Raw genomic sequence first — 17,823 nt, forward strand, 5'->3', positions numbered from 1 at the left:
CTACAATAAACGTAACAGCGAAACCCACCTACTTGCTACGAATGCCGTAGCCGCCTGGGTGGGTTTTCCGGATGGTGTTGGGAATAATTCAGGATCGTTTGGACTGTACTCTGGCGGGGCTGGCGCTCAATTTTGTTCATCAAGGCTCTTAACTCTAAAGCCTCAAGGAAGAACGTCATTAATTCCGGCTCCGACATCATGGCGTCTTCAATGAGCAGGTTCTCCTCTGGCGAGGTCTCCTCATAGACATACCGGATTACATCATCTTGGGTAAATGTTTTTATCATAACTCGGCGAACGTTTGCTCAGTTGCTTGCGCAGATTAATCAACGCATAACGCATACGTCCCAAAGCCGTGTTGATGCTGACGCCGGTCGCATCGGCAATCTCCTGGAAACTCATTTCCTCGTAGTGCCGCATAATGAGCACCTGACGCTGTTGTTCCGGCAACCGCTGAATCAATTCGCGCAAATGCTCGTGTGTTTCCTGGCGAATTTGAAGCGACTCGACCGAGTCCTCTGCAAACTCAAGCGTATTAAACACACTGCTTCCGTCTTCAAACACCACACTGGGGTAGCGTTTATCTTTTCGGAAATAGTCAATTGCCAAGTTGTGAGCGATTCGGATAATCCACGGTAGAAATTTGCCCTCCTCGTTGTATTTACCTGACTTAAGCGTGTCCACGGCTTTTATGAACGTGTCCTGCATTAAATCTTCCGCCACATACTGGTCTTTAACAATCAGATAGATGGTGGTGTAAATCTTCGACTTGTGCCGTTGCACTAATTTAGCAAAGGCTTTTTCATTACCACGAATGTACAGGGAAATCAACTCACTGTCGTTTACCTGGGCTTTTTCCATTTTCAGTAAGACAATTAGGTAACGTAGAGCTGTGTTCCGATAGTGTACGTGGGGATTAAGTTTTTTGTAATCGTGGTCAATGCCGCCTTAAAAATAAGCAGATTGTATGCTGTTTTCCAACTAAATGCTACAAAAAATCTGCCAAAAACTAATTAAATAATCAAAAATATAGCCTGGCGGATAAAACAAAGCCAAATTAAGCACTTTTTAATGACTTATAGCTTTTTCTTGGAAAATATTGTACTTACGTTTGATTTCCTATTATAGATTCAAGTTAGCTACCATTCGTTTAAATGAGCGCCTTAAAAATTATTTTACTGTTAAGAATTTTCTCGTTCGTTTAAGCTTCACAGCCAATACTGATGTCAAAGGCTCACGAACTGTAAAAATGGTAAAAAACAGGATTAGGGAGTACTTAGTAATTATTACTCTACGCATGTTGTTGATATAAGTAGATATTTTTGGTCGTAAATTATTGACAGTCTGTCTATAATCGCTACTTTAGGGCCTTATATCGGATTTGAGTTTTGCCGATATTTAACCTATGAAATCAGTTTGGTTCGCAATCTCTATACTTTTTTGGGGTAACATCTGTTTAGGGCAGATGCAACTGACTTTGCCGGAATTAAATTTCGACCGGAGGAGCGATAAAGTATATATGGATAGCTTACTGACGATCGGCCGTACGTATCGACAGCAAGCCGAACGACTGCCCCGCAACCGGCGCAACGATACCTTGCAGTTAGAAGGGCTACGGTATATGGCGCTCGTTTTTAAGCAGATGCGCGGGCACGACCGCGATAGCACCTATCTGTATGCCAGGAAGCTAGAAGAACGAGCGTTACTATACCGGAATACTTTATACGCCGTACGGGCCATGATGTTGGAAGAGCATTATATGCGTACCGTAAAAGGCGATTACTTACAGGCGTTGCATATTAATCAGAATGCATCTGAACTCTGCAAGAAATTACCCCGAGAAAGTTCACCCCGCTGGCAGGTCCAAATGAACATGGGCGACATTTATGTTCTATTGAAAGAATACGACAACGCCCTAAAGAGCTATCATAATTCACTAACATTTCTAAGTTTTAACACCTCAATAACACCTAAGAACAGAAAGCTACTAACTGGGCAGGCAACAGCCCAAATGGGAGAGGTCTACGAAATTTTAGGGCGATATGATCAGGCTCGTCAGCAATATGAAGCCAGTCGGCAAATAGCATTGGACGCGCGTTCGCAGATGAACGTAGCGTATGCAGATGACCGGCTAGGCGATTTTCTCATTAATAGGGGATATCCTGAACAAGCAATCAAATTTTTTGAAGAAGGATTAGCCGTCTGGACACAACTTAAAGATTTGGCCGGGCAAGCGTCTGTATGGGCTAGGCTATCAGAGTGCTACGCCTTAACCAATCGTCCTTCGCTTGCTATTGAATTTGGTGAAAAAGCCTTAGCCTTGTCAAGGCAGGCAGGTTATCTGCGCATACGTCAGATGGCAACACAATCCCTTTATAAAGCATACCGGCTGGCTAATCAGCCTGCTCAGGCGTTGGCGATGTACGAAGAGCACATTGTGGTACGTGACAGCTTGAACGCACTAAAACGTGTTCAGGAGTTATCTGCCATGCAAAAAAAGTATGACATTGGTCAGGTTAAAGCCGAAGCCGAGAAAGAACGGCTGATTCAGCAACAGCAATTAATTAACGTACGCCGACAAGCCGAACTAGCCCGGTTGCGGGCCGAGGCTGAGCGTGAGCAGCTGGCCGGTGAGACCCGCATGAGCCAATTACAGCAACGCATAGAAACGGAGCGTTTGCGGGCAGAGTCAGAAAAGAGTCGGATAGAGCACAGGGCGCGTATTGATGCCCTCAGCCATGATATCGAGCAGCAATATCTGATGCGTACGTTTCTGGTAGGAGGGCTAGCAATGTTACTCGTCTTTGCCGCCGTTTACTATCGAAAAAGTCAGTTAATTTATCGGCAAAAACGGGAAATTGAAGGACTTAATCGAGGTTTGGAAGATAAAGTAGTCGAACGAACGGCTGAGCTTAAATTAGCCAACGATCTGCTTCGGGCCAAGAACCGGGAAATCGAAGAAGCTCTGTTACGAGGGCAGACCCTCGAACGAAAACGGATGGCTGCTGACCTGCACGATAGCCTTGGCGGACTGCTAGCGGCCATTAAAACGAGTTTATCAGCGTTAAACCCAGCACGGTTGTCCGAACGGGAGCAGCTTATCTACCAGAATCTGCTCGGTATGACCAAAGAAGCGTTTGCCGAGGTACGCTATCTATCGCATAACTTACAGCCTGATGAGCTCGAAAAGCAAGGACTGTCGGAAGCGCTGACGCGGTTGGTCTACAAACTCAACCTAACCCAAAAGACGGAGTTTCGGTTAGACAATGCTGAATTGCCTCGTTTAGATAAAACTACTGAATTCAATCTTTATTCAATCTGCATTGAGTTATGCAGTAACATTCTTCGCCATTCAGAAGCTACCCAGGCTGATATTCTATTTCGCCGGTTTGGTAACGAACTGAATATGATCGTAAAGGATAATGGCCGGGGCATGAATCCGGCAGATGCTACGGGCATGGGCCTACGTAACATTCAGGCTCGCATGGACCTGATCAAAGGACGGTACGAGGTCCACTCTGAAGCTGGAGAGGGAACGACGTTTATCTTTATTCTACCGACTTCATCAGACTTGGCCACTGCTTAGCGCTTTACTTCACTTTACCGTCTACCAAAAATTCATTTTTGTCGAAGTACGAAAGCTGCTGGAAGCCCGATAGCTTGTAGTGCGCTATGCGCCAGTGCTTACCGTTCGCCGGCCCACTTTCTAATAACAAATGCCGTTCTGATGAATAAAGGGGATTGCTGGTCTGCAATACCGCTTCAATACGGCGTGGCTGGCGGGTGGTTGGGTCCAATTGTACCAATAGCGACCGTACAGTTAGCCGCTCCTCCGATTGTTTCAGGGTGTATTTATACGTCAGCGAGTCAGGTCGGCCGATTTCATAGCTATTACGTAACGCTGGCTTATTAATGTCGGCTTGAGAAAAAAGCTCAAGCTCCCGGCTCCAGTTCACGTCGTTAGTGGCCTGCTGACTTCGTTTCTCATTCACCATAACCGCTTTCGTGACAACGGGCTTTTGGGCCGTTAACTCGGCTATCTGTCGTTTGATGAAGCCAGCTACGTCATAATAAACGTTAGGTTGATTTTGCTGAGCAGGGTTTGTGCAACCACTAAAAATCAGTAGAGAGAAAAGGCAGATAGAATAAACAAAGCGCATAAATCAGAACGAGATGGCCGTAAACGAGGAAGGCCGTACCGAACCACCAACACGATTTTTATGAAATCGGTTTGGGTAATCAAATTCTGAACCAAATTTGCAGTTACAATGCTATTCATTTAGGTCATTAGTAGACATTTTGTGGTCATTCCTCGTTACTGTTGGCTAATACGAGGAATGACCACAAAATGTCTATCAATAACCACCCAAATAAATAACCTCTATGGAATACGACGTAATTATTATCGGTTCAGGACCAGGTGGCTATACCGGTGCTATTCGCTGCGCCCAGCTTGGACTGAAAACGGCCATCATTGAGAAATATCCGGCATTAGGCGGCACTTGCCTCAACGTCGGCTGTATTCCGTCGAAAGCGCTGCTCGACTCGTCGGAGCATTTTTATAATGCAGCTCACACCTTTGCCGAACACGGTATTAAACTGACTGATTTGCAGGTTGACCTTCCGCAAATGATTTCGCGGAAGAAGAACGTAGTGGATCAGACGACGAAGGGTATAACCTTTCTGATGAAGAAAAATAAGATCGACGAAATCCACGGCGTCGGCTCGTTCGTTGATCCGCATACCGTAAAAATTACCAAAGCTGACGGCTCTGAGCAGACCATTACGGGCAAAAATATTGTGATTGCCACGGGCTCGAAACCAATGTCGTTTCCGTCGATGCCAATTGACAAGAAACGCGTTATTACGTCAACAGAAGCTCTCGCGCTGGAGCAAGTACCGAAACATCTGATCATTATTGGAGCGGGTGTGATTGGTGCCGAACTTGGCTCGGTATACGCTCGATTGGGAGCGAAAGTGTCGTTTGTAGAGTTTGCGGATTCAATGATTCCAACAATGGATAAAACGATGGGTAAAGAACTCCAGCGAGCCGTTAAAAAACTCGGTGCCGATTTTTACTTCAATCATAAAGTTACCAAAGTTGAGAATAAAGGCGATGAAGTAGAGGTGAGTGTTGATACGCCCGATGGGAAACAAATCACGCTTACTGGCGACTACTGCCTGGTTTCAGTAGGTCGTCGGCCCTATACCGACGGCCTGAATCTTGAAGCGGCCGGTCTGAAAGCTGATAATCGAGGCAAGATTGAAGTAGACGCTAATCTGCGCACAAGCGTACCTCATATCTACGCACTCGGCGACGTAATTCGTGGTGCTATGCTAGCGCACAAAGCCGAAGAAGAAGGCACGTTTATTGCCGAAACGATTGCCGGGCAAAAGCCGCATATTCATTACCGTTTGATTCCGAACGTAGTGTACACCTGGCCTGAAGTGGCCGCCGTAGGGTATACGGAAGAGGAAGTGAAGCAGGAAGGTATTCCTTATAAAACCGGATCATTTCCATTCAAGGCGCTAGGCCGGGCGCGGGCCAGTATGGACATTGATGGATTGGTGAAAGTGTTGGCGCATAAAGAAACTGACGAAATTCTAGGCGTTCACATCATCGGTCCCCGCGCAGCTGATATGATTGCCGAAGCCGTTGTCGCTATGGAGTTCCGGGCTTCTGCTGAAGACATATCCCGTATGTCGCACGCACACCCCACCTACACCGAAGCGTTTAAAGAAGCTTGTCTGGCTGCTACCGACAATCGGGCGATCAATATGTAATTGCCAAAAGGTCTCAATAAGTAAGCCCGTCTGCTGGAAGGTAGCCGGGCTTTTCTGTATCTTGCTGTTTAACTAATACAACCTACCATCTATGAAAAAAGTAATTACCTTTCTCCTTAGCCTGGTCATGGGCTGTAGTTACGCTCAGAATACTGATTCTCTTGCCATTCGAAAGATTTATAATGAGGCTCTCGGTAATGGCAAATCATACGAATGGCTTCGCTACTTGACCAAGCAGATCGGTCCCCGATTAAGTGGATCAGCCGGTGCACAAAAAGCCGTCGACTGGACCAAACAAGTAATGGAACAGCAAGGCTTCGACCGGGTATTCTTGCAGGAGGTGATGGTGCCGCATTGGGTACGCGGTGCCAAAGAAGAAGCGTTCATTCGTGTCGAAAAGCAAAAGATTAACGTACCCATTGCTGCACTAGGTGGCTCGGTGGCAACAAGCCCCAAAGGCGTAGAGGCTGGCGTAATTGAAGTGAAAAGCTTTCCAGAGCTTCGAGCCCTCGGACCCGACAAAGTGAAAGGTAAGATTGTTTTTTTCAATCGCCCAATGGACCCTACCAAAATCAATACGTTCGAAGCTTATGGCGGGGCCGTCGATCAGCGGGCTAATGGAGCTACCGAAGCCGCTAAACTGGGCGCCGTTGGGGCAATTGTTCGGTCGATGACTAATGTTCACGACGACAACCCGCACACGGGTGGGATGCGCTATGGAACCGGAGTCGCATTGATTCCGACGGCAGCTATCAGCACCAACGGGGCCGATTTACTCAGTAAGTCGTTAACTGAAAATCCAGGCTTGACCTTCTATTTCAAGCAAAACTGCGAGTCTTTACCCGATGCTAAGTCATATAACGTGGTGGGTGAATTGCGAGGTAGTGAAAAGCCCGACGAAATCATCGTCGTGGGTGGCCATCTTGACTCCTGGGATCTGGCCGAAGGCGCTCACGACGATGGATCGGGCTGTGTGCAATCCATTGAAGTGTTACGTATTATGAAGGCGTTGGGTATCAAACCGAAGCGTACCATTCGGGCTGTTATGTTCATGAACGAAGAAAATGGACTTCGTGGTGGAGTTAAGTACGCTGATCTGGCTAAACAGAATAACGAAAAGCACATTGCGGCCGTGGAATCAGACGAAGGCGGTTTTACCCCACGCGGCTTTGGAATTGTTGGAACGCCTGAGCAACGCGCCAAGGTAAATCCCTGGAAGCCTCTACTGGTTCCGTATGGGTTAACTGACATTGGTGCTGGAAGTGGCGGGGCCGACATTGGTCCATTGGCAACGCTGGGCACGGTGCTGTTTGGTTTTAAACCCGACTCACAACGCTACTTTGATTATCACCACACGCCAGTCGACCGTTTTGAGACGGTTAGCCAACGCGAACTCGAATTAGGAGCTGCCTCTATGGCGGCTTTGGTGTATTTGTTGGACCAGTACGGATTATAAATACAATCGGCCTTCTTGCTAGTAGTATGCAAGGAGGCCGATTCGTAAGATGCTTAGACGGGCTAGTAAGAACACCAACGCTACGTTATTTGGGTTAAAAAGCCTCACCTGTGAAAATATAAAAGCCTAAGCCTTCACGGGTGGCGCCGACATCAGCGCGGATATACACATCTTTCTTCTTGAAAAACAGATAGCGAATGCCGGCTCCTCCGGTAGGGAGCAGATTATCAAAGCGAAGGTCTCTTGGCGAGGGAGCTACCGTACCGACAGCGGCAAAAACGGCTGCTCCAAATCGGCGGCTAAACGGAAAAGGAAGCCACCGATATTCAAGCTGCGTAGCTGCATACATCTTATCGCGATAACGGCCCGAGTAATAGCCCCGCATAATAATTTCGTTGCCCAGTAAGGCTAACTGATTGAACGGGACACTACCATTTGTCAGAACACCATAGGTTTGCCAGGCTAAAACCTGTCCTGGCCGTACTGTTCGGTACAGACGGACATCGGCTAGAATATTAGAGAACGAGAACGTACTGCCCCGCGACCGGCTGTAGTTTAAATAAGCTAATTCAGCAAAAAGGCCCTGGCGAGCGTTGAGAACATTCGGACGAGTATCATAAATAACCCCTCCCCCAAAACCTATATTGGTTGATCCATCGCTGCCAAGTGGTAACGGATAAGGCGAACCTTCGGGTTGTTTAAACTGTACACTACTTAGCCGTTGAAAATCGACTTCTATGCCCGCAAAAAGGTTGGGCGCTACCCGGCGCATGGCCCGTTCTCGAAGTTGTATCGTCAAGGCATCAACCGTGGCGGGACGATCTGGCCGGGTGTCTGGGCCAACTCCGTAATATAACAGGGGGAAACGTTGCAGGCGCCCGCGTCCTAAAAAGAACCACCGATCACGGTCGCCGTAGATCGTATGTTCAAGATTGAGCCCATACTGCCCTCGAATAGTTACAAAGCCAAATGCCTGAATCTCATTCAGTCGGTTGTTCTGAACGTCGTTGCGGGCATGATACAAGTACAATGACGATAAGCCTATTTCAAGGCTGGTTTCGGGCGCATAACTGATGGTAGGATACAGTGTGAAACGGGGGCGATTCGCGGGGGTTGTATCATTCAAAAACTTGTCTGCAACTCTCCGGACCCAACTCTGCGCCTGAGCTTTATGTTGAAGTTGGCTAAACAATAGGTATATAAAGAGAACTTGTAATGAACGGTAGCAGTGGTGTAACTGTCGCATACTTAATACAACTTTTTAGGCATGCTCATAGCTTTTAAATCAGCAAGATAGTTTTATACACCGTACTCCAACTGTCTGTTTTATAACCACCTAATTTGTCTTTTCAGCAGATGCTGCTAACCTGGTTTATTATAAGTTCTTATCGACAACCTTCTTTATCTCTTCCAAAGCGTCAGGTAAAGGTGCGTTACGTTTCGCAATTTTACCCACTCGGTTAATGATCGTTGCGGAAATTTCACCGTTAGGACGGAGATAGTCAACAATACCCCCTAGCTGGGCCAATGTTGTTATCAGATGATCACCTTCCAGCCGATTTTTGACGCAGAATTCTGCCCACCGTTGAGCGTCGTTTGCAATGTTTGGCAGGTAAACAAGGGCAAAGTTGCGGCTCCCAAATGTGTTACGTAAGCGCTGGGCATCCAGGGCAGCTTGTCGCTCGCCTTCCGAATCGGGTGAGGTCATCAGAACGTAGATGACTTTTCCTCGATTTGCATTAATAATCCTGTCGAACAACGCCCGACCTTCAGCCAGTGCATCGCGGGTAACGAATACCCCCGGCGAAATTTCCAGCACAGATGCATTTCGGCCTGCTTTGTTTAATGTTTGTACCGCTGCCTGTATACGGATACTATCCTTTGTTTCCAGTTGATAAAGCTCGTCCAGCGATTGGGCCAAATAAGAATCTTTTACCTGGGGCCGGGCATAATCATAGAGCAATCGGGCAAAATCGAGAGTTAGGCTAGGAAGCGCATTGGCCAGTTGATAAGCGGCTAAATAGTTAGTCGTTGCATCGTCAAATTTAGCCCGGCTCCGTTGCAGTAAGGTCTCAAAAGCAACTAACCGTTGAATGGTATCATTGCTGCGCCTGACCAGATCGCTGAAAAACCGGATATCTGACGCTTTAGCCTGGTTGTTGTCCATATACCCTTGTAAACGAGTGCGCTCCGCTTCGGACAGATTACGGCCATAACGTATTAATAACGATGATAGGGTTTTAATTGACAGGCTGTTATTTCGTTGATTAATTTCAGGTGTTGAGCTTTGCTGGATTGCGTAATTGGCAAATCGGTTCATAGCTGAGGCACGGGCGGCTGTCAATAGGCGATCGTTAGCCAGACGGAGTGAGTCATTCAATTCTTTATTGATCTGATCGCCTTCGACCGTTGCTTTTTCGTATACAAACGAAGCCGCGTTGTAGCGGTTCGCAGAGCGAATCCATTGACTTAGCAGCGGAAATAGTTTTTCTCTGCCCGAGAAGGCTTGCAACAGGCCATTATAGGTTCCCGAAAACAAATCGAACGTACCGTTCAAGCTTAGTCCTTGAGATTCACGACTGAGCTTAGCGGCATCTGGCTTGTTGGGATAAGCCGCTTCAAAAGCTTTGTAACGGGCATATTGCTGATTAACCTGTGCATTGACACCACTGAACTTAAACGGTACAGCCGTCGTAAAAAGCGAATCAGCGTCTAATTCGATTTCTAATGAACCCGGTGCGGCCAGGAAGGCCGTTGAGATTCGGCCGTAGTTAAAGTACATCTCCTCCTGCGGATAAATCAGCGGTAATGCCACCCGAAACGTACCATCAAGGTTCAGGGGGGCAGGACGTACTAACTCACGGCTGGCCTGCAGAATGTTGTTGCGGCTAACGAGCACCGTAGGCGACTCACGGTAAAGTCGGGCCGACAGATTACGGATGCGACCGGTTACAATAACAGAGTCGGTTTGCGCAATAACCCTAGAAAGCACTAGGAAATGGATGGAAACTGATAAACAAATACGTAGCAGACGGTGCATGAACGAGCGGCAGTTGGGTCTTGAAGCCATAACAAATGAAACAACAAAACCGCTAACTGCAAACAATAGAACTTAGTTGGTTTTAATGCCGTGGTACTGTTCTTCTTCTTTATAATCGATACGTAACGGATGACCGACCCAATCGGTGGGCAACAAAATACGGCGGAGATCGGGGTGACCGTCAAAGCGAACACCAACCAGGTCGAACGCTTCGCGCTCATGCCAGTCGGCGGTTCGCCAGATGTGGGCTACGCTGGGCACCGAGGGTAAATCGGATCGGCTATCGGTACGAGGCACTATAACTTTGAGCATCAGGTTGTGCTCATACGGAATCGACGTCAGGTTGTACACCACTTCCACGGTATTAGCTTCTAATCCATTATCAATGGCCGTGACGCAGGCCAGTAGGTCGAAGAACAACCGCTCGTCGTCGCGCAGAAACTGACAGACAGCCACTAGCCGATCCACCGGGACAGTCATGTATGGCTGGAGATTTTGCGTGTTGGTTATGAACGTATCAGCGCCGAACTGAGCATTTAGCAAGGAGTCAATTTCGGAAAAAGTCATCAGAATGCATACGGATTTTTAGCTGGCCCCGACCGAGTACCTATTATGTTCAATAGACGTATGGTGTCATCGTCTTCTATGAGATAATGTAAGTAGTGAGTTTTAGCAATTAACTGCTTGCGAAGAAAAGGATTTTCGACGTGGCTCATACCGATACAGGGCTGGCTGTCAATAATATCCAATTGCCGAAAGAACTCTTGAACAAAACGGATAGCGGCTTCTACAGATCAATTGTTGGCAATATAATCTCTCATTGAATCAAATTCACTAACGGTTGTCTCAGACCAGATTATTCGTTTAGCCATTGACGATTCCGTTGCTTCATATTTTCGTGCAATACTGTTTTGCCTTCTCTGTGTTCTTGAACAGCTTGTTCTAACCGGCTGCGCTGTTCAGTTGTAAGCTGAGATAAAGTAGCCGTTTGGCCGGTCAGAATACGTCCAGCGTCCTCCAGCATCACCTCATCGTCGACTGTGTCTACTAATCGATGGAGCCATAATTTCTTTCCTCAATACTCATAAGCCTACTATTTACACACTTAAAGATACGTAAATGTTGTTTAAGTCTTACGCCAGCCAGGCCAGCCACTGCATCCAGTTTTCGATCCAGAATAAAAATTTGGCGGCAAACTTGGCCGCTGGAGCCGACGACGGTGCCAATGTCAGACTGTTATTATTGAAGTCAGTATCCATATAAATCTTTTGCTGTGGGTCAATGGTGGCCCATACCGCTTCTGATTTTTCGGTGAGCGTAAATGTTTGTTGTCTTGCCTTCCCATCCCAGAGGAGTGTGACATCTTTTCCGTTTTTGAAGTGGACTAATACCTCAACCGGCATCTGTCCATCACCCTTACGCTGAACGGTTACTGTTGCCTGGGGCTTACCATTACGCTGGCGATTTCGGATGCTATGCAGCTCGTAGTCGATTACTTTGTCTCCGTATAGTACCTGATCGAAAAACCAGTTCATATCGGCTCCGTATTTGTTGCCTAGCCGTTTTGGGACAATCTCATTCACAATGGCAATGAAATTATCCGCGTTTGGGTGCTTAAAACGCCAACGTATAAAGTATGTCTGCATAATCTCATCCATCACCCGCCGACCAACCAGGCCTTCCAGCGTCCGCATCCAGGTGGCGGTTTTCGAATAGGTCAGCACACCGTATTGATCTTCGGGTAACTGCCAGGTATTACCGAACGACGTACCAAGGGCTGGGTTATCCTGATGCACATAGCTGTCGCGTGAACTTTCCAAATCGCCCATTCTATAGCCGAACAAATCGATTTGCGAGGAGCGAACGCCGTAGGTTTCGTCCATGATTCGACCTTCGTAGTATTGATTGAAACCTTCATCAAGCCAGGCTTCTTCAAATTCGTTAGTGGCCAACAGTTGCATGAAATATTGATGGCCAAATTCGTGAATGGTTACGGCTTCGGGAAACCGCGCTCCATCGGGCAGAAACCAGGCTGTTCCGGCTGTAATGAACGTCGGATACTCCATACCGGCCGACCCTTCAGCATGGAAAGGTGGATCGACAATGGTCAGGTTTGGAAACGGATACTTGCCGAGGTGTTTGTCAAAATAGCTCAGCGCTGCTTTGGCCGCGTGCGAATGGCGCTCGGCCTGGTGCAGATGTTCGGGTTGCATCAACAACTCAATAGCAACCGTGCCACCTGATGGGCGTTTCCATTGGCTTTCGACCACTTTGAAATGGGGTGAAGCCGTCCAGGCAAAATCAACGACATCTTCGGCATGGTAGCGAATGGTTTTGGTGCCGTTAGGATACAGTTTTTCGGATTGAAAAAGACCCGTGGCGCTTACCCAATAGTCTTTGGGGGCTGTAATGTTCACGTCATACACGCCATAATCAGCGTAAAACTCCGAATGGGCATGAAACTGGTGACAGTTCCACTGCCCCGTTTTGCCCGGACCTGCGGGTTGGTAACGGGTTCCGGCTGGCTCATACACACCGATTTTGGGAAACCATTGGCCAACCAGAAAATAGTCGCGGCTGTAACCCGTACGGGCAAAGATCTTTGGTAGCTTAGCCCGAAACGCAATGTCGAGCACAATCACCTCGCCGGGGCCAACCGGTTTGTCGAGTGGTACCCGGATAACCGTTCGGTCGTCTCGATTGCGGTCGTCGGGTTGGAAAAACTGGTAAGCTAACGCGTTTCCGCCCCGTACTTTCATGGATAAGACGTCAATTGATCCGTAGGGACTTTCCTTTGCATTACGGTCAATTTGGGTGCCGCGCAATTGCCCGCCCGACTCGCGCATGAACGTCGATTTTTCGTCGCGAAAGGCGTTTAAGTATAGGTGAAACTGTAGTTCGCGAATGACGTCGTTTGATGGATTGCGCCAAGTGAGCGTCTCGCGTCCGGTCAGCTTTTTGGTGACCGGGTCGAGTGTTACGTCGATCTGGTAGTTGGCCAAGCGTGGACTAAGTGGCGCGGGGAATATAGGTTTCTGACCGTAGGCAATTGACCATTGGTGAAAGCTCATTATCACAAACCAGATACGTAGTGTCATGAGTGAAAAAGGTTAAATGCAGGTGGATAATCAAAGAAATATCAACGCGTAATGGGATGGAGTAAGTGAACAATAAACATTCGTGAAAAACCACCGTTCACAAAATAAATAGTTACGAATAGTAAATATTGCAGTAGACAATTGGGGTACGACTTATCCGGGAGGGTGTAGTTCAGTACATTTGATGCAGGTCTATCTTACATCGTAACTACAACTTTGAAAGTGTATAAAAGTTATTGGAATGGCCTCTTACTGATTCCTCCAGTAATATACTACCTGTTCTTCCTGGCTCACGCCCTTAATGTGCCAGTAGGCGATGATTTTATTGTTATCCTTAAATTCTTGATTGAGTGGGATTGGGCCAGTTCATTTGCTCAGAAATGGTATCTCTTAACCCAAAACTTCATTGAACATCGGCTTGTCTATACGCGGTTTTCAGCGTTGACGGTTCGTTTGCTGGTCGGGCAGTTGGATTTCCGCGGGGTGATGTTACTTGGAAATCTATGCCTCATTGGCGTGTTATGGATACTGGTCTACCCGCTTAAGGCCACTAAACTACCGGCCTGGTACGGCCTCCTGTCGCGCTTATACTGTTTCAACCTGTTGCTTATGAAGGCAATTTCTCAATTTCTGGGCCATTGCTTCCACCAATTACATGCCGGTGTGTTTCTTCGGTATGTGGAGTATGCTTTTACTCGGGATAAGGCATCGCCTGGCAAACAGCTTATCTGTCATTGCTGCCGTGATTGCTACGTTGACTTTGGGAAACGGAATGCTGGTTTGGCCAGTTGGCATGATGCTTCTGATACTACAACGTCGTTTTAAACTGCTGATAGGGTGGAGCGTAACGTTCCTACTTGTGCTTGCGCTTTATCTCAACGGATTTGAGTACAGCAACCAACCTGATAGGGTGCATAAGTTGATTGACCAGTTTCCGTCGATCATAATGACATTTTTCATGATGGTAGGCGCTTTTGTAAACCAAGCCGATAGAACCCATCCATTTGTTGCTTCAGATTATAGACAACTCGCCGTTGGTTTATTACTGTCCGCCTAGCTATTGTATGCCCTATGGCAATTAATAAAGACAACGCCTTTACTGACTGCGTCACGTTATATTCATAGGGCCGGGCAACCAGATTTTTTAATTGGGTGTGGGGCGTATTTATTGTTGAGTTGTGCGGCCTTTGCCGTAGGACGATCGGTGGAGAGCGCTGTTGTTACCGAAAGTCGTTATCGAAATTTTCCCCTGTTTTTGTTAGCGTTAGGCTACGTGTTACTGCTCCTGCTGGTCACGCCCATAAACCGCTCCAGGGTATTCTGGATTAGCTCGTCAGTCGCTCTGCTATTCTGCATTAGTAGCTACGTTATTTATACTCCTCGTCTGGAGCTGATGCAGCGCGAAGCCAAAGCAGGTGTTTACAACTGGACTCATAATCGTTACTGGATGATTTATCGGACAGGTTGTTACTATAACACGGTGTCCGACACGCTCTCTGGCTGGGCAGAGCGACATGCGGCCAAATGGTATAGCTTCCCTATGTACATCCACACGCTATCTGCGTCAGCATTGAGATATAAGGCTCATGATACGTCCATTCAAGCCACTGTCCGCTCATACCCAACGCACGAAGAATTAACTATAGACTACCCTAACTCATCCCGAATAAAAGGAGAGCCTTACGGGGTCCTTGTGTCCCGCGAGAAAGTATGGCTGTTTAAAGGACAACATCCAACAAGCTGGCATTCTTTACTCTCGAAAGGCCATTATCAAATTCCGGCTGTCTTCTGTAAAATTCCTTTACACTTGGGCCTCAGTCCGGATATACCAACTGGAAAATATCAGGTCGGTATTGTTTTGCTCGACGATGACCGAATAACGTATGCTGCCCTCAAACCAGGGCTAACTGTGGATGTGCAGCCCAATGGTAAAGGTAAATAGTTACTCAATCAGTCCCTGGCACTGAAAAATACGTTCAGTTTACGACTCGACCGGAGCTTCAATCATGAGTTGCAGCAGGGCTTCTACGTCGCGCTGCCGGGCTAGTCGATACCGGGCATATGAGGAGCCGGTGCCAACTTTAATGGTGTACGCCCAGTTTGGTAGCTGACGAAACATGTCTTCATCAGTCGTGTCGTCGCCAATGCTGACGATGAAATCGTAGGATGCCTGTTCGTAAATGCTGCTCGCTACGGTGCCCTTGCTGTGATGAGCTGGCTTTACTTCGACTACTTTACTGCCTTGAATTACCGACAGTGGAATCGCTGACGACATGCTCCTTAGTTGGGTAGCGAGCTCAGTTGCCTGATTTTCGACATCGTCGTCCTCAACCCGCCGGTAGTGCCAGGCGATGGCGGTTTCTTTGGCTTCGATGAACGACTCGGGGAAGCGGTCGACGTATTGATTCAGTAAGGTACGCACGGGTTCGACCCAATCGTCGGTTGACAGATCGAGCCGTTGCCAATCTTGGTCTGGTTTCTTCATGAATGCTCCGTGCTCGGCCACCAGATGAACGCGAATGTCAGCGAACGTTTTTTCTAGGAAAGCCCGGTTTCGGCCGCTGATGACGACCAGGTCGCTGCTTGTGGCCAGGCGACTTAAGGCCTGCCGCATGGCGTCGGACGGGTGTGCGTCGGCTGGATCATCAACCAGAGGAGCTAACGTACCATCGAAGTCGAATAGCAACAGGCGCTGACGAGCATTTTCGTATTCAGTAATGAAGGGTTGAACGGGCAGGTCGGTTTCCAGACGCGAATGATTGGTAGCCGCATCGTCGAAGGCGCTCAGAAAGTTATAGCTCCACCGAAAAACATTGTGGTTTTGCAAGTGGTCACGCATAAATTTCATTCGTCGTTCTTGTTCGCCGGGGTCCATGGTCAAGGCTTTTTTGATGGCTGATGCTACTTCCTGCGTATCGGTTGGATTTATAATTAAGGCTTCGGTCATCTCCTGAGCGGCACCCGCCAACTCACTAAGAATTAAAACGCCCCGGCAATCGTGTCGGCTGGCGACAAATTCTTTACAAACCAGATTCATGCCGTCGCGGATAGGTGTAATCAGAGCGACATCGCAAAGGGTGTACAAGGCCAGCAATTCCGGAAACGACAACGACATGTACGAGTACACGATCGGACGCCAGCCAATCGTACCAAATAGCCCATTGATACGGCCAACAGTTTCTTCAATCTCTCGCTTGATTTCCTGGTACTGGACAATCTTGTCTCGGGACGGAACAACGGTCATGACAAACGTTATTTTATCGTGCCAGTCGGGGTTTTGGTTCAAAAATCGCTCATAACCCTGTAACCGATACGTAATTCCTTTGGCGTAGTCGAGTCGATCGACCGAGAAGATGACGCTGGTATCGCCCAGTAAGCTTTCATACCGTTTCTTTATATCAAGAACCTCATCGGTTTGCCCACCCAAATCGAACTTGTTGAAATCAATACCGATGGGAAAGGCGCCAACCGTTACAGACCGATCGGGCAGAACGACCCGTTGCTCAATGCTAGGCAGCGCCAGCACTTCCGACACGCTATTCATGAAATGCTGCGCGTAATCTGCCGTATGAAAGCCTACAACATCGGCGCCCAGGATACCGCCAATGAGTGCTTGCCGCCAGGTGCGAGGCAGGAGTTTTATGATCTCGTAGGTTGGAAAAGGAATGTGGAAAAAGTAGCCAATATTAGTTTCCGGCTTAGCCTGGCGTAGCATATCGGGCAGCAGCATCAACTGAAAATCATGAATCCAGACTAAATCGCCCGGCTCAATAACCGCCGTTAACTCTTCCAGAAACCGCATGTTGGCTTGCTGGTAGTTCATGAAATCGCTATCCCGAAAAGAAGCATAAGTAGGAAAATAGTGAAACAGCGGCCAGATCAAATCATTTGAAAAGCCCTCATAGAATCCTTTATTGACTTGATCCTCTAGAAAAACTGGATGGGCTATGAAATTCTCGTTCTCCAGGGTTGAGGCTTCAACATGTCTCAGGGTTGGGTCGCCATACCCGATCCAATGAATTTTGGGCGTAGTACTGCTTCCTGACTGGCCCATTTGCTCGGCCATAGAAAGCACGGCCGAAACTAACCCCCCTGAATTCTGAACTAGTTCAACGCCCTCGTTAGCCTGTTTAATGGTAAATGGCAAACGATAAGCAACAATCAATAAGCGGTTGTAGGTCTCTTTTAGAATTTTCATAATATTTCTACGATGCTAGTGTTTAGGTGTGAACTACACCGAGCCGAATTCCCAGGGATTTTGGCAGGTATCAGGCGTTGGTTAGGTAATTGACAGATACCATTTCCTGATAGGCACTTCATGGCGCTGCATGTTCTAATGACGCCTACTGTCATACCGGGCCGCCGGCTGTTCTTCATGCCGGTTCTGGTGATAAAGCACAACCAATTACCGGGCGGCTCAACCCCGACCGTGCCCCCAAAAGTTG

General features: G+C 47.7%; 13 protein-coding genes. 5 read left to right on the forward strand and 8 right to left on the reverse strand.

What is annotated here, in order from left to right; all coding sequences use genetic code 11:
• Positions 1-35: 35 nt before the first annotated feature.
• Entirely contained in the window at positions 36-287 is a 252-nt protein-coding gene (locus ACFSUS_RS18225; RefSeq protein ID WP_381525104.1) for a hypothetical protein, read from the reverse strand.
• A complete protein-coding gene (locus ACFSUS_RS18230) occupies positions 262-861 on the reverse strand; it encodes an RNA polymerase sigma factor (RefSeq protein ID WP_093826131.1) in 600 nt (199 codons plus the stop codon). The genes ACFSUS_RS18225 and ACFSUS_RS18230 overlap by 26 nt, the downstream gene beginning before the upstream one ends.
• Positions 862-1,465: 604 nt before the next feature.
• On the opposite strand from ACFSUS_RS18230, the gene ACFSUS_RS18235 reads away from it, so the two are divergent.
• A complete protein-coding gene (locus ACFSUS_RS18235) occupies positions 1,466-3,586 on the forward strand; it encodes a tetratricopeptide repeat protein (protein WP_381525107.1) in 2,121 nt (706 codons plus the stop codon).
• A 4-nt stretch (positions 3,587-3,590) separates the two neighbouring features.
• On the opposite strand, the gene ACFSUS_RS18240 is transcribed toward ACFSUS_RS18235, so the two are convergent.
• Positions 3,591-4,160 (reverse strand): hypothetical protein, encoded by a 570-nt coding sequence (locus tag ACFSUS_RS18240; protein WP_381525109.1) that lies wholly within the window; start codon positions 4,158-4,160, stop codon positions 3,591-3,593.
• Positions 4,161-4,383: 223 nt separating this feature from the next.
• On the opposite strand from ACFSUS_RS18240, the gene lpdA reads away from it, so the two are divergent.
• Both lpdA and ACFSUS_RS18250 read left to right on the forward strand, forming a co-directional pair.
• Positions 4,384-5,784, forward strand: a complete 1,401-nt coding sequence (lpdA, locus tag ACFSUS_RS18245; protein ID WP_381525111.1) for a dihydrolipoyl dehydrogenase — start codon at positions 4,384-4,386, stop codon at positions 5,782-5,784.
• Between the two features lie 91 nt (positions 5,785-5,875).
• Positions 5,876-7,240 carry a M28 family peptidase gene (locus tag ACFSUS_RS18250; RefSeq protein WP_381525113.1) on the forward strand — a complete coding sequence of 455 codons (1,365 nt, stop codon included), beginning with the start codon at positions 5,876-5,878 and terminating at the stop codon, positions 7,238-7,240.
• Positions 7,241-7,334: 94 nt separating this feature from the next.
• On the opposite strand, the gene ACFSUS_RS18255 is transcribed toward ACFSUS_RS18250, so the two are convergent.
• The 4 genes from ACFSUS_RS18255 to ACFSUS_RS18270 form a co-directional block, all read right to left on the reverse strand.
• Complete coding sequence (locus ACFSUS_RS18255) at positions 7,335-8,366, reverse strand: BamA/TamA family outer membrane protein (protein WP_381525115.1); 1,032 nt, start codon at positions 8,364-8,366, stop codon at positions 7,335-7,337.
• 249 nt (positions 8,367-8,615) lie between these two features.
• Positions 8,616-10,310: a hypothetical protein gene (locus tag ACFSUS_RS18260; protein ID WP_381525117.1), complete on the reverse strand. Its 1,695-nt coding sequence runs from the start codon at positions 10,308-10,310 to the stop codon at positions 8,616-8,618.
• A gap of 42 nt (positions 10,311-10,352) precedes the next feature.
• Positions 10,353-10,847: an NADH-quinone oxidoreductase subunit C gene (locus ACFSUS_RS18265; protein ID WP_381525119.1), complete on the reverse strand. Its 495-nt coding sequence runs from the start codon at positions 10,845-10,847 to the stop codon at positions 10,353-10,355.
• Between the two features lie 566 nt (positions 10,848-11,413).
• Positions 11,414-13,378, reverse strand: coding sequence for a M1 family metallopeptidase (locus ACFSUS_RS18270; RefSeq protein ID WP_381525121.1), 1,965 nt, complete (start codon positions 13,376-13,378; stop codon positions 11,414-11,416).
• Between the two features lie 216 nt (positions 13,379-13,594).
• On the opposite strand from ACFSUS_RS18270, the gene ACFSUS_RS18275 reads away from it, so the two are divergent.
• A complete protein-coding gene (locus tag ACFSUS_RS18275; protein WP_381525123.1) occupies positions 13,595-14,203 on the forward strand; it encodes a hypothetical protein in 609 nt (202 codons plus the stop codon).
• Between the two features lie 430 nt (positions 14,204-14,633).
• A complete protein-coding gene (locus ACFSUS_RS18280) occupies positions 14,634-15,320 on the forward strand; it encodes a hypothetical protein (protein ID WP_381525125.1) in 687 nt (228 codons plus the stop codon).
• Between the two features lie 39 nt (positions 15,321-15,359).
• Here ACFSUS_RS18280 and ACFSUS_RS18285 read toward each other — a convergent pair whose 3' ends face one another.
• Positions 15,360-17,576, reverse strand: a complete 2,217-nt coding sequence (locus ACFSUS_RS18285) for a bifunctional alpha,alpha-trehalose-phosphate synthase (UDP-forming)/trehalose-phosphatase (RefSeq protein ID WP_381525127.1) — start codon at positions 17,574-17,576, stop codon at positions 15,360-15,362.
• Positions 17,577-17,823 lie beyond the last annotated feature (247 nt).

Source organism: Spirosoma soli, assembly GCF_042684525.1.
Lineage (GTDB): Bacteria > Bacteroidota > Bacteroidia > Cytophagales > Spirosomataceae > Spirosoma > Spirosoma soli.